Source organism: Pseudomonas sp. P1_F7 (assembly GCF_056405655.1).
This window is the reverse complement of record NZ_JBFUBR010000035.1, coordinates 1-13,429: the sequence shown is the minus strand read 5'-3', so window position 1 is coordinate 13,429 and position 13,429 is coordinate 1. Positions and strand designations below refer to the sequence as shown.

The window sequence follows — 13,429 nt, the reverse complement described above, 5'->3', positions numbered from 1 at the left end:
ACGACAGGCGAACCGGCGACGGCGGCACCGACGGTGGCGGTGTAGACAACGGTTCCGCCTTCAGCCGCGGTTTCGGTGGCGGTCAGTTTCACCGTCGAGGTGTCGATGGTGTCGGTGACGCTGGTCACCGCCGGCACCGTGCTCGGCACCAGGTTTTCGAAGCTGCCGCCGGTGGCGTTGCTGATCGTGGCCTGAACGGTGCCGGCGTCTTTGTAGACGTCATCGGACGGGGCCGCAACGCTTACGGTGCCGGTGGTCTTGCCGGCCTCAATGGTGATCACGGCGCCGTTCGACAGGGTCACGGTCACCGGCGAACCGGCGGCGTTGGTCAGGGTCGCGGTGTAGACGATCGAGCCGCCTTCGGCCACAGCACCGGTCGCGCTCAGCGACAAATTGGTGGTGTCCACAGTATCGATCAGCGCGGTGTCTGCCGATTTACCGTCGACGTCCAGATTCTCGTAGTTGCCGCCCTTGGCGTCGTCAATCTTGACGCTAAGTGAACTGCCACCGGTCAATGCATCTTCAGGCGCCACGACGCTCACGGAGCCGCTGCTGGTACCGACCTCAATGGTGATGGTTTGGCCATTGGACAGGGTCACCACCACCGGTGAGCCGGTGACCGGCGAAGTGACGGAAGCGGTGTAAACCACAGTGCCGCCTTCGGCGACGGTCGGCGTTGCGGTCAGGCTGACAGTCGATGTGTCGATCGTGTCAGAGACATTGGTTACTGCAGGTGTCGAGTCGGTGACCAGATTCTCGAAGTTGCCGCCCGTAGCGTCCTTGATGGTGGCTTCGACCTTGCCGGCATCTTTATAGACGTCATCGGCCGGAGCCGGCACGCTCACGCTACCGCTGGTTGCGCCAGCGGCGATAGTGATGATGGCGCCGTTGCTCAAGGTGACCGTTACGGCTGTGCCCGCGGCATTGGTCAGGGTTGCGGTGTAAACAATCGACCCGCCTTCCGCCACGTCAGGGGAGGCCGACAGGCTCAGGCCGGTGTCGTCTTTCGAGTCGGTAATGGTGGTCAGCGCCGGCTGGGTGCTCGGGGTCAACTGTTCGAAGTTGCCGCCCGTGGTGCCGGTGATGGTGGTGCTGACAGTGCTGCCGTTGACATAAACATCGTTGGCCGCAGTCGGCACGTTGACGCTGCCGCTGGTYTGGCCCGCKTCGATGGTAATGACCGAGCCGTTGCTCAAGGTCACGGTCATCGGCGTGCCGGCCGGGTTGGTCAGGGTCGCGGTGTAGGTGATCTGACCGCCTTCGGTGATGGTGCCAGTGGCGGTCAGGCTCAGCCCGGTGTTGTCCACAGAGTCGGTAATGGTGGTCACGGCCGGCGTGGTGTTGGGCACCAGGTTTTCRAAGTTGCCGCCGGTGGTRCCGGTAATGGTGGTGCTGACRGTGCTGCCGTTGYTGTAAACGTCGTTGGCCGCAGTCGGTACGTTGACGCTGCCGCTGGTCTGGCCCGCTTCGATGGTGATGACCGAGCCATTGCTCAAGGTCACGCTCATCGGCGTGCCGGCCGGGTTGCTCAGGGTCGCGGTGTAGGTGATCTGCCCGCCTTCGCTGATGTTGCCGGTGGCGGTGAGGGTCAGCCCTGTGTTGTCCACAGAGTCGGTAATGGTGGTCACGGCCGGCGTGGTGYTTGGCACCAGGTTTTCRAAGTTGCCGCCGGTGGTACCGRTAATGGTGGTGCTGACAGTGCTGCCGTTGTTGTAAACATCGTTGGCCGCAGTCGGYACGTTSACGCTGCCGCTGGTYTGGCCCGCKTCGATGGTAATGACCGAGCCGTTGCTCAAGGTCACGGTYATCGGCGTGCCGGCCGGRTTGGTCAGTGTCGCGGTGTAGGTGATCTGGCCGCCTTCGGTGACGGTATTGCCGGCCGTCAGGGTGACTGTGGTGGTGTCGACGGTATCGCTGACCTGGGTCACGGCCGGGGTAGTCGGCGGCGTTACTGTGATGCCGCTGCCACCGCTGGTGCCGGTGACAGTTACTTCGATCTGTGTCGCGTCGTTATAGACAGTGTCGTTCGCAGCCACTGGCACGTTGACGGTGCCGGTGGTCGAGCCTGCGGGAATCACGATCACGGCGCCGTTGGACAAGGTAACGGTCAGGTCGCTCAGCGGTGCCTGGGTCAGGGTCGCGGTGTACACCAGCACGCCACCGGCCTCGGTGATGGTCGGCGTGGCACTGAGGCTGAGGACTGATTCACTCGGGGTATTGGCGTTGGCGTTGGCATTAACGTTGGCGTTGGTGGACTGGCTACCCGGGATTTCCAAGGTTGTTTGCCCGGCAGAGTTGATACCCGCGGTCGGAAAGCCGATGGTCGGGTCGACGCGGCCAGCGGTGGCGTCAAGCATCACGTTGCTGTGACCGCCACCGGCGGCACCACCAGAGCCCGCCGCCGTCGGACCCGCAGCGGTGGCTTCAAGGTCTTTGGTCGGGTCAGCGCCGGCGACGATGGCTTGTTGCAGCTCTTCAACGGACGGCGCGGCTTGCGCGGTGGCGGCTGCCAGATCAGTGCTGGAGTCCGGGGCGTCAGCGCTCCACTGAGTGTCACGGCCCAGATCAAGGGTGCGGCCATCGGCCAGTTCCAGAGACACGGCACCGGAAAGGCCTGTGTCGATCTGGTCGCCTGCAAACAGCTTGTCGCCTTCAACGAGAACGCGGCGGATGCCCTCTGGGGACACCACGAAAACTTGACCGACAATGCTTTTGACGATGGCAACAACACTGCTCATTGAAGACTCTCCGGGGTGTCACGTTCAGTTGACTTCCATAGACCTGATGGCGTCTGCGCCGACCAGTCTGGACGTACATTGCAAAATAGATGCACAAGTTTGACGCATCAATTCGTCAATAATTTGACTATAATTTTTCGCTATTAACTTTATGCCAAACTATTGACCTTCTGGAGGTCATCCTAAACAATCGTCCCAGTAATGTCACATTGATATTTGAGCTGTGACCTGTCCTCGGTATGTGATCCAGTTCCGCTTTTGAACTTTCCGACATACGGTCATTCGGCTTGCCATCTTCCGACACGGCGCGCTGTTCAGCCGTGATTCAAGACAAGAGTTTCTGGGAAATTCCTACAATGCGTTCGCCTTTGTTCATGGCAATACCTTTCGCCATCGCCGCGTCTTTCGTCCAGGCGCAATCCTTGCCAGACGCCATGCAACAAGCGCTGGATGTCCATCCGGAGGTCCAGGCAGGCGTTAACAGTCGATTGGCTGCGGATTATCAATTGAAGGCGGCGAAAGGTGGATACTTGCCACGGGTCGACCTGTTGGGCGGTTATGGTCGTGAAGGCACCGATAGCGTGAATACACGCACGGACAGCGGCAGCAACAATCACTGGGAAACCCTGAATCGTAGTGAATCAAGTTTGCGTCTGACCCAGATGGTCTTTGACGGTTTTGCGACGTCCAGTGAAGTAGGGCGTCAACAAGCCACCGTCAACTCCCGCGCCTACTCGCTGCTGAGTACTTCCGAGCGTACCGGGCTGACCGTGGCCCAGGTTTATCTCGACGTGCTGACCCGTCGCGAGTTCGTGCGTCTGGCCGAGGACAACCTCAAGAGCCACCAACGCATTTACGACCAGATCCAGCTGCGCACCCAGCGCGGTGTCGGCAGTGGCGCCGACCTCGACCAGGCCGAGGCGCGGATGGCCCAGGCGCGCAACAACCTGATCACCGAGCAGACCAATCTGGCTGACGCCGAAACCAACTACCTTTCCGCTGTCGGCCAGATGCCGGATCAACTGGAGCGCCCGGCGAATTTCCTGGCGCTGATGCCGGCCAACCTGAATGAAGCCCGTGCGCAGATGCTGGAAAACAGCCCGATCCTGCGCTCGGCCGAATCCGATATCGCCGCTGCCGAGAAGCAGTACGACACGGCCAAGTCGACTTTCTACCCGCGCTTCGATGCTGAGTTGGGTCGCACCGCGGACAACGACATTGATGGTCAGAACGGCCACAACAACGAATGGCAAGCCATGCTGCGCATGCGCTTCAACCTGTATTCCGGCGGCAGCAACAAGGCCGATCTGGAATCCAAGTCCTACCTGTCGAACCAGGCGCTGGATATCCGCAACAACGCCCTGCGCCAATTGAATGAAGAGCTGGGCCTGGCCTGGAACGCCCTGAACAATGCCAACGCGCAGGTGCCGATCGCCCAGCAATACGTCGATCACAGCACCGCTGTGCGTACCGCTTACCAGCGTCAGTTCAGCCTTGGCGAGCGCACCCTGCTCGATTTGCTCGACAGTGAGAATGAACTGTTTACTTCCTCTCGCCGTTTGGTGGAGATCAAGAACATTCAGTTATTTACTCAGTACCGAATCAAGGCGACCATGGGCGAGTTGCTCAAGAGCCAGGGAGTGGTCGCACCATTGGCATCCGTTGTGCAAAACGACGTGAAGCCCAAGGTCCAGTTGCCCGGTATGAATTGAGCGGGACCTTCATTGTTCAATTGTTAGCCAAGAGTGCCGAGCGTGGAATCAGAAGTCAGTCGGGTTCAACTCATTCATGATCCGCGCGCGTTGCATGACGATCCGTTACTGGATGGCCTGCTCGCTCTTTGCATGCTGCACCAGAAGCCTGCCAGCGCGGCAATGCTGACCACCGGCCTGCCGCTGCCCGAGCAACGCTTGAGTGTCGACTTGCTGCCTCGCGCGGCCGCTCGCGCGGGGCTGCAAGGTCGGGTGCTGCAACGCAAGCTGGGGGACATTCCGGCGATTGCCATGCCGGCATTGTTACTGCTCAAGGACGGTCGCAGTGCCGTCCTGCTCGGCTGGCAAGGCGAAGATCAGGTACGGGTGCTGCTCAGCGAAAGTGATGGCGGCGAGTCTCTGGTCAGCCGTGAGCTGCTGGCCGACGACTACACCGGCAAGGTCTTTTTCGCCCAGCCCCAGCACAAATTCGACGTCAATCACGGCACGCTGATTCCGCGTGCGCGCTCGTGGTTCCGCGATACCCTCAAGCGTTCGCGCTGGTTGTATGTCGACGCCATCGCCGCCAGTTTTCTGATCAACATCATTGCCATGGCCGCGCCGTTGTTCGTGATGAACGTCTACGACCGCGTCGTGCCGAACCAGGCCGAAGCGACGCTCTGGGTGCTGGCACTCGGCATCACGGGCGCCTACCTCTTCGACCTGATCCTGAAAAGCCTGCGCAGCTTGTGCCTGGATCTGGCCGGCAAGAAAACCGACCTGATTATCTCGGCCACGCTGTTCGAGCGCATCGTCGGCATGGCCATGAAGTACCGACCGGCGCGGGTCGGCAGCTTTGCCCAGAACATTCACGAGTTCCAGAGCCTGCGCGATTTCCTCGCCTCGCTGACCCTCACCAGTCTGATCGACCTGCCGTTCACCCTCCTGATTTTCATCGTCATCGCGATCCTCGGCGGGCATCTGGTATGGATACCGGTGCTGGCATTCCCGATTGCCCTGGCCATCGGCTACGCCTTGCAGAAACCCCTGGTGGCGACCATGGAGCGGACCATGGCGCTGGGGGCCGAGCGTCAGTCGAGCCTGATCGAAACCCTGGCCGGCCTGGATGCGGTGAAGGTCAACAACGCCGAAAGCGAACGCCAGTACCAGTGGGAGCAGACCATCGGCACCCTCAGTCGCCTTGAATTGCGGGTGAAAATGCTCTCCGGCCTGGCGATGAACATCACCTTGCTGATCCAGCAACTGGCCGGGGTGATCATGATCGTCTTCGGCGTGTACCAGATCATCGACGGTCACCTGAGTATGGGCGGCCTGATTGCCTGCTACATGCTCAGTGGCCGTGCGCTCAGTCCGCTGGCGTCACTGTCCGGGTTGTTGACCCGCTATCAGCAGGCGCGGGTGACCATGACCTCGGTCGACCAGATGATGGAGCTGCCCCAGGAGCGCAATTTCGAAGAGCGTCCGCTCAGCCGTAAGGTGCTGCAGGGCGGCATTGAGTGCCGCCAGCTCAACTTCACCTACCCGCAACAGCAGAACCTGGCGCTGAAGAACATCAACCTGTCGATTCGTCCCGGCGAGAAAGTCGGCATCATTGGCCGAAGCGGCTCAGGCAAGAGCTCACTGGCGAAACTGCTGGTGGGGCTGTATCAGCCGGATGACGGCGCGTTGTTGGTCGATGGTGTGGATATCCGCCAGATCGACGTCAGCGAGCTGCGCTACAACATCGGCTACGTGCCCCAGGACATTCAGCTGCTCGCTGGCACCTTGCGCGACAACCTGGTTTCCGGCGCACGGTATGTCGAGGACGAACTGGTGCTGCAAGCGGCGGAGCTGGCCGGTGTCCACGAATATGCACGCCTGCATCCGCAGGGATATGAGCTGCAAGTGGGCGAGCGCGGGCAGAACCTTTCCGGCGGTCAACGACAGAACGTCGCCCTGGCCCGAGCGTTACTGCTCAACCCGCCAATCCTGCTGCTCGACGAACCGACCAGTGCCATGGATAACACCGGCGAAGAGCGCCTCAAGCAGCGCCTGGCAGCGGTGATTGAGAACAAGACCATGGTGCTGGTGACGCACCGGGCCTCGCTGTTGTCGCTGGTGGATCGGCTGATCGTGATCGACCGTGGGCAAATACTCGCCGACGGCCCGAAAGCCGCGGTGATGGAAGCGTTGAAAAAGGGGCAGATCAGTGTTGCTTAAGTCGGGTAAGGATTCGATCCGTCGCTACTTCAAAGGCTCTGCTTCGCTTCAGGGCCAGCCGCTGCCGGAGGTCAACAAGGCGCTGATCGAGGATGCGCCACGGGTGGTGCGGCTGACGATCTGGGCGATCATCGCGTTCTTTGTGTTCCTGATGCTCTGGGCCAATTTCGCGGTCATCGACGAAGTGACCAAGGGCGACGGCAAGGCGATCCCATCGTCGAAGATCCAGAAAATCCAAAACCTTGAAGGCGGTATCGTTGCCGAGCTGTTCGTCAAGGAAGGCCAGATCGTTGAAGCCGGCGCACCGCTGATTCGCCTGGACGACACGCGATTTGCTTCGAACGTTGGTGAAACCGAGGCCGATCGGTTGTCGATGCTGCTGCGGGTTGAACGCCTGAGCGCCGAGGTCGAAGATCGACCGCTGAACTTCCCCCAAGATGTGCTCAAGGCCGTGCCGGGTCAGGCCAAGAGTGAAGAGTCGCTCTATATCAGCCGTCGCCAACAGTTGCACGACGAGATTGGCGGCTTGCAGGAGCAGCTGATCCAGCGCCAGCAAGAGCTGCGCGAATTCACGTCCAAGCAGGCGCAGTATCGCCAGCAATTGGGTTTCCAGCGTCAGGAAATCAGCATGTCCGAGCCGTTGGTGGCCCAGGGCGCGGTATCGCCGGTGGAAGTCCTGCGCCTCAGGCGTGCCGAAGCGGAGACCCGTGGTCAACTCGACGCCACCACCCTGGCCATTCCGCGTGCCGAATCGGCAATCAAGGAAGTGCAGCGCAAGGTCGATGAAACCCGTGGCAAGTTCCGTAGCGAAGCCCTGACCCAACTCAACGAAGCGCGCACCGACCTGAACAAGGCCCAAGCCACCGGCAAGGCCCTGGAAGACCGGGTCAGCCGGACGCTGGTCACTTCGCCAGTGCGGGGCATCGTCAACAAGCTGCTGGTCAATACCATCGGCGGGGTTATCCAGCCGGGCAGCGACCTGGTGGAAATCGTGCCGCTGGACGACACCTTGCTGGTCGAGGCGAAGATCCGCCCGCAGGACATCGCGTTCCTGCATCCGGGGCAGGAAGCGACGGTGAAATTTACCGCCTATGACTACACCATCTACGGCGGGCTGAAAGCCAAGCTGGAGCAGATCGGCGCCGACACCATCACCGACGAAGACAAGAAGACCACCTACTACATCATCAAGCTGCGCACCGAGCGCAGCCACTTGGGTACCGACGAAAAACCGTTGCTGATCATTCCGGGGATGGTGGCTTCCGTGGATATCATCACCGGCAAGAAGACCGTGCTGAGCTACCTGCTCAAGCCGATCATCCGCGCGCGGGCCGAGGCCCTGCACGAGCGGTAATCTTCATCAAGGCTAATGACCTCATCGTCGGAACGCCGCCCGGAGCAAGCTCGCTCCCACAGTCGATCTGTGTTGAAACGCAATTTTGTGTTTCCACTGACCCCTGTGGGAGCGAGCTTGCTCGCGATAGCGTCCGCCGAAACACCACAACCCTGTCAGAAAGTGACAAATAACGTCACACCGCGATTCCTCCATTCCCTTAGCAATCGCCATATCGTTATTCATTAACGGTATTTAAATTTCAATTCTTATATCTATAAAGTCAATCCCCTGCGTACCTGCCGACCAATCGGCGCGCCGCACGACACGAACCAACACGGGACCTCCGTGAGTTTCTGATCGACGCGCGCGCCTTTGAGCGTGCCGTGCGTGGGAGTGATTTATGTCTGCAGCTTCAGCTTCGCCAAGCATCGCGCCACAATTCTTTGAAGTCCGCCCGTTCAGCGGAGCGGTGGGCGCCGAGATAATCGGTCTCGATTTGTCCCGTCTGATCAATGATCAGGACTTCGCCCGCATTCACCGCGCGCACCTGGATCATCACGTGGTGGTGTTCCGCGACCAGCGCATAACCCCTGAGCAACAGATCGACTTCAGCCGCCGTTTTGGCGTGTTGCAAATCCACGTACTCAAGCAGTTTTTGCTGGCGAACCACCCGGAAATCCTCATCGTTTCCAACATCGTCGAAAACGGCCAGAACATCGGCCTGGGTGATGCTGGCAAGTTCTGGCACTCCGATCTCTCCTATAAAGAACTGCCGAGCCTGGGCTCGATGCTGCATGCCCAGGAGCTGCCGTCAGAAGGCGGCGACACGCTGTTCGCTGACATGCACAAAGCCTGGGACAACCTGCCACTCGCACTGCGCAACGCCGTTGAAGGGCGCTCGGCCGCGCACTCCTACACCGCGCGTTACAGCGAGACCAAATTCGAAGGCAACTGGCGCCCGACCCTGACCCCGGAGCAGCTCGCCCAAGTCGCCGAAGTGGTGCACCCGGTCGTACGCACTCACCCGGAAAACGGCCGCAAGGCGTTGTTCGTCAGTGAAGGGTTCACCACCCGCATCGTTGGCCTGCCGGAGGACGAGAGCCAGCAACTGCTGGCCGAGCTCTACGCCCACAGCGTGCTGCCGCAAAACATCTACCGCCATCAATGGCAGGCCCATGACCTGGTGTTCTGGGACAACCGTTCGCTGATTCACCTCGCCGCCGGATGCCCCAGCCATCTGCGCCGCAAGCTGTATCGCACCACCATCCAGGGCGACGCGCCTTTCTGATTTGTCGGAGATTTGATCATGTCCAAACGTCTTCCATTCGCACCGCTGGCCGCCGCCATCGGCCTGGGTTTCAGCCTGATCGCCGGCAGCCTGGTGGCGCCGACCGTGGCCCACGCCGAAGGTGAAATCCGCATTGCCGAACAGTTCGGCATTGTTTACTTGTTGCTCAATGTGGTGCGCGATCAGAACCTGATCGAGAAGTACGGCAAGCAGGAAGGTATCGATATCAAGGTCGACTGGACCCAGCTCTCCGGCGGCGCGGCGGTCAACGATGCGTTGCTGTCGGGCTCGATCGACATTGCTGGCGCCGGTGTCGGCCCGCTGCTGACCATCTGGGATCGCACCCATGGCAAGCAGAACGTCAAGGCCGTGGCTTCCCTGGGCAACTTTCCATACTACCTGGTGAGCAATAACCCCAAGGTCAAAACCATCGCCGACTTCACCGAGAAGGACCGTATCGCGGTGCCGGCGGTGGGTGTGTCGGTGCAGTCGCGCTTCCTGCAATACGCGGCGGCCAAACAGTGGGGTGACAAGGACTTCAATCGCCTCGACAAGTACACCATCGCCGTTCCACATCCTGATGCCACGGCTGCGCTGATCGCTGGCGGAACCGAGCTGAGCGGGCACTTTTCCAACCCGCCGTTCCAGGATCAGGAACTGGCCAATCCCAACGTGCACGTGGTGCTGAACACCTATGACCTGCTCGGTCCGAACTCGCCGACGGTGCTGTTCGCCACCGAGAAATTCCGCAATGAGAACCCGAAAACCTACAAGGCATTCCTTGATGCACTGACCGAAGCGGCCACGTTTGCCCAGAACGACAAAGGCGCGGCGGCGGACACGTACATCCGCGTTACCAAGGCCAAAATCGACCGCGCCGCGCTGCTGAAAATCATCGACAACCCGCAGTTTGAATTCAGCATCACGCCGAAAAACACTTACCCGTTGGCCGAGTTCCTCCACCGCGTCGGCGCGATCAAAAACAAACCGGATTCGTGGAAGGATTACTTCTTCCAGGACGCCAAGCCGCTGCAAGGGAGCTGACCGAAATGAACGCCCCTTTGCAAGGCCACACGGTCAGCAAATCGATCGCGGCAGCCCATACGCTGCTGTCGGTCGATAACGTCAGCCTCGAATACCGCACGCCGCAACGGGTGGTGCGGGCGACCCATCAAGTCAGTTTCGAGATCGATCCGGCGGACCGTTTTGTCCTGCTCGGGCCGTCCGGTTGTGGCAAGTCGACGTTGCTCAAGGCCGCCGCCGGCTTCATCCAGCCAGTGGAAGGCGAGATCCGCCTGCAAGGCCAGCGCGTCGATGCGCCGGGGCCGGACCGGATCGTGGTGTTCCAAGAGTTCGATCAACTGCCGCCATGGAAAACCGTGAAGCAGAATGTGATGTTTCCACTGCTGGCCTCGAAAACCCTCAAGCGCAGGGAGGCCGAAGAGCGAGCGCTGCACTATCTGGAAAAAGTCGGCCTGGCAGCGTTTGCCGATGCCTATCCGCACACCTTGTCCGGTGGCATGAAGGCCCGGGTCGCGATCGCTCGGGCGCTGGCGATGCAGCCGAAAATCCTGTTGATGGACGAACCCTTTGCCGCGCTCGATGCCCTGACCCGGCGCAAGATGCAGGAAGAATTGCTGCTGCTCTGGGAGGAGGTGCGTTTCACGCTGCTGTTCGTCACGCACTCTATCGAAGAGGCGCTGGTGGTGGGCAATCGCATTCTGTTGCTGTCGCCGCATCCGGGCCGGGTGAGGGCGGAAGTGCACAGCCATCAGTACGATTTGCACAGCCTGGGTGGCGTAGCGTTTCAAGAATCGGCGCGGCGCATCCACCGGCTGTTGTTCGACGAAGGTCAATCACCGCAAGCCGAGCATGAGCTGGATTTCGCCGACATCCGCATCGCTTATTGAGCCAGCAGAGAGGAGGGCCTGATGAGCCATTTATCATCCCCGCGTGAAGAGTTCGAAACGGTTTTGCAGCCACTGACCAGCGTGCCGCTGGAGCGGGAATTACCCCTTGGTCAACGACTGTGGCAACAAGGTTGGTTGCGCAAAACCCTGATCCTAATTTTGCTCGCAGTACTTTGGGAAGCTGTTGCCCGGTATCAGAACAACGACCTGCTGCTGCCGAGCTTTGTGCAAACCGCACACGCGTTGTACGACGGCCTGCTCAGCGGTGAATTGCTGGGCAAGGTATGGATTTCCCTGGTGGTGTTGCTCAAGGGTTACCTGATTGGCATCGTCCTGGCGTTTGCCCTGACCACGCTGGCGGTGTCGACGCAATTCGGTCGTGATCTGCTCAGTACCCTGACCTCGATGTTCAACCCCTTGCCGGCCATCGCCCTGCTGCCGCTGGCGCTGCTGTGGTTTGGTTTGGGCCAGAACAGCCTGATTTTCGTGCTGGTGCATTCGGTGCTCTGGGCGCTGGCGCTGAACACCTACGCAGGATTTCTCGGCGTCTCGGAAACCCTGCGCATGGCGGGGCGCAACTATGGCCTCAAGGGTATGCGTTTCGTGCTGTTCATCCTGATTCCGGCGGCGCTGCCGTCGATCCTCGCCGGGTTGAAAATTGGCTGGGCTTTTGCCTGGCGGACGTTGATTGCTGCTGAGCTGGTGTTTGGTGCGACCAGCGGCAAGGGTGGGCTGGGCTGGTACATCTTTCAGAATCGCAATGAGCTGTACACGGACAAGGTGTTTGCCGGGTTGGCGGTGGTGATTCTCATTGGGTTGCTGGTGGAGAATCTGGTGTTTGATTCGTTGGAGCGGGTTACGGTTAGGCGGTGGGGGATGGTGCGGTAGGGAGGGCACGCCGCTGTACTCCATGCCCCCTTAATCCTCATGAATTGCGTATTGAAGACACAGCCGAATGAAAAGACTCGCTGGAAGACCAGTCACGACCGCGTTCCAATTGATTGAGTCGATTCCAAGACTCTTCCAGATCTCTAAGGCTTGATGCATGGGAATACTGATCGCTATGAATGCTATTCCCCGTCGTTGTATTGGAGGCATTTGTCCCACTGGATGCATTGCTAGAAATCGACTCGTTGCTTGGCCAGTGGTCTTTACGTGGGAGGACCTCTCCACCTTGTAAATAGTTCTCCTCCTTCATGGGTCTTCCACTGGGGTTATCGGGTCTTCCACCGGAGCTGACGACTTGGCGACTTGTACTTGATGATGGACCGTCTTGTGCGGTACGACTCACTCGCCAAGGTGTCCCTCCAGTTTGCGGTTCCCAGCCGCCCACATTTTGCGGCGCAAGATCACCGCCTGGAGACGGAACGCGATTTCTAGGGCCTGGCGCTCCCATGATAAAGCCGCCTATCTGAGACCAAGCGGTGTCCTGGCGACTCGGTGGTGAGGGGGTATCTGGACGGGAGCTTCGGCCAAGGGTAGACATGGCTTTGTATCTTGCGTTTGCCTTGACGTTGGCAATGGCGAGTTTTTGGGGAGTTCGATATCTAATGTTCTCCCGTACAAAAAGCTTGATCACATCCCAAAAATGCCCCGTCGGATCCACCCGATTCACCGGATCCCCCACGCAATACATATATGCATTCAACCCACCCCCACCAAACGGACTCCAACTGTCCGGACTGTGAAAACGCATCAACCGCGGGTTGTAGGCGCGGTAGCCGTTGCCCAGCAAATACCAACCGATATCCGCTTCACGCAATTGGCCATTGAACCCCAGCCGAGTCTCGACTTTCTGCTGCGCGGACTGCTCGCCGTAGGCGGAGTAGGCGATGGTTTTGGTCTGGCCATCGACGATTTCGCCAATGATGGATTGGCTGCGGTCGGTTGCCAGCAGCACTACCCGGGGGTCGCTGCGGTTGACTGGATCATCAGGTTTGGCTTGGCTCATTTCGGGAGCGTCGTGGAAGTGGGCAGGCCTTGGGTTTTACTCGCTTGAGCCAGGCTTGAGAACTATCAGGACTGATAGTGGTGTGAGTTGTTTCTATGGGCTAGTGCGAATGGATGTGGTGACGGCTCCACCGCTTTCGCGAGCAGGCTGAACTGGCCTAATGATTTTGGACACTTCAATCGGGCGCTATGATGGCGCCCAAATCTGAGGTGTTGGGTTATGCGTAAATCTTATTCGAGTGAGTTCAAACTCAAGGCTGCCAGCATGGTACTGGACGAGGGGCAGTCGGTGCCTG

9 protein-coding genes are annotated in these 13,429 nt (G+C 59.7%); 7 read left to right on the top strand and 2 right to left on the bottom strand.

Translation table 11 applies throughout. The features are described 5' to 3' along the window. Positions 1 to 2,738: retention module-containing protein (locus AC1D1M_RS30880; protein ID WP_477778625.1), on the bottom strand; the 2,738-nt coding region annotated here is incomplete at its 3' end. 356 nt (positions 2,739 to 3,094) lie between these two features. Between AC1D1M_RS30880 and AC1D1M_RS30875 the strand changes: the two genes are divergently transcribed. The 7 genes from AC1D1M_RS30875 to AC1D1M_RS30845 all read left to right on the top strand — a co-directional run bounded on the left by AC1D1M_RS30875 (position 3,095) and on the right by AC1D1M_RS30845 (position 12,071). Further along, complete coding sequence (locus tag AC1D1M_RS30875; RefSeq protein ID WP_477778624.1) at positions 3,095 to 4,450, top strand: TolC family outer membrane protein; 1,356 nt, start codon at positions 3,095 to 3,097, stop codon at positions 4,448 to 4,450. Positions 4,451 to 4,492: 42 nt separating this feature from the next. Then, a complete protein-coding gene (locus AC1D1M_RS30870) occupies positions 4,493 to 6,649 on the top strand; it encodes a type I secretion system permease/ATPase (RefSeq protein ID WP_477778623.1) in 2,157 nt (718 codons plus the stop codon). After that, positions 6,639 to 8,003: an HlyD family type I secretion periplasmic adaptor subunit gene (locus AC1D1M_RS30865; protein WP_477778622.1), complete on the top strand. Its 1,365-nt coding sequence runs from the start codon at positions 6,639 to 6,641 to the stop codon at positions 8,001 to 8,003. Before AC1D1M_RS30870 ends, AC1D1M_RS30865 begins: the two co-directional genes overlap by 11 nt. A gap of 382 nt (positions 8,004 to 8,385) precedes the next feature. Next, on the top strand, positions 8,386 to 9,273 hold the full coding sequence (locus AC1D1M_RS30860) for a TauD/TfdA dioxygenase family protein (RefSeq protein WP_477778621.1): 888 nt from the start codon (positions 8,386 to 8,388) through the stop codon (positions 9,271 to 9,273). 18 nt (positions 9,274 to 9,291) lie between these two features. Beyond that, positions 9,292 to 10,317 carry an ABC transporter substrate-binding protein gene (locus AC1D1M_RS30855; protein ID WP_477778620.1) on the top strand — a complete coding sequence of 342 codons (1,026 nt, stop codon included), beginning with the start codon at positions 9,292 to 9,294 and terminating at the stop codon, positions 10,315 to 10,317. A gap of 5 nt (positions 10,318 to 10,322) precedes the next feature. Further along, positions 10,323 to 11,183, top strand: coding sequence for an ABC transporter ATP-binding protein (locus AC1D1M_RS30850; protein WP_477778619.1), 861 nt, complete (start codon positions 10,323 to 10,325; stop codon positions 11,181 to 11,183). 21 nt (positions 11,184 to 11,204) lie between these two features. Further along, positions 11,205 to 12,071, top strand: coding sequence for an ABC transporter permease (locus AC1D1M_RS30845; RefSeq protein ID WP_477778618.1), 867 nt, complete (start codon positions 11,205 to 11,207; stop codon positions 12,069 to 12,071). 37 nt (positions 12,072 to 12,108) lie between these two features. Here the strand turns inward: AC1D1M_RS30845 and AC1D1M_RS30840 are convergent, their stop codons facing one another. After that, positions 12,109 to 13,134 carry an RHS repeat-associated core domain-containing protein gene (locus AC1D1M_RS30840; RefSeq protein ID WP_477778617.1) on the bottom strand — a complete coding sequence of 342 codons (1,026 nt, stop codon included), beginning with the start codon at positions 13,132 to 13,134 and terminating at the stop codon, positions 12,109 to 12,111. Positions 13,135 to 13,429: the final 295 nt, after the last annotated feature.

Excerpts from the sequence above, each read along its gene's own strand:
- AC1D1M_RS30875 (WP_477778624.1), top strand. The coding sequence starts at position 3,095 with ATGCGTTCGCCTTTGTTCATGGCAATACCTTTCGCCATCGCCGCGTCT.
- AC1D1M_RS30860 (WP_477778621.1), top strand. The coding sequence starts at position 8,386 with ATGTCTGCAGCTTCAGCTTCGCCAAGCATCGCGCCACAATTCTTTGAA.
- AC1D1M_RS30855 (WP_477778620.1), top strand. The coding sequence starts at position 9,292 with ATGTCCAAACGTCTTCCATTCGCACCGCTGGCCGCCGCCATCGGCCTG.
- AC1D1M_RS30850 (WP_477778619.1), top strand. The coding sequence starts at position 10,323 with ATGAACGCCCCTTTGCAAGGCCACACGGTCAGCAAATCGATCGCGGCA.
- AC1D1M_RS30845 (WP_477778618.1), top strand. The coding sequence starts at position 11,205 with ATGAGCCATTTATCATCCCCGCGTGAAGAGTTCGAAACGGTTTTGCAG.
- AC1D1M_RS30840 (WP_477778617.1), bottom strand. The coding sequence starts at position 13,134 with ATGAGCCAAGCCAAACCTGATGATCCAGTCAACCGCAGCGACCCCCGG.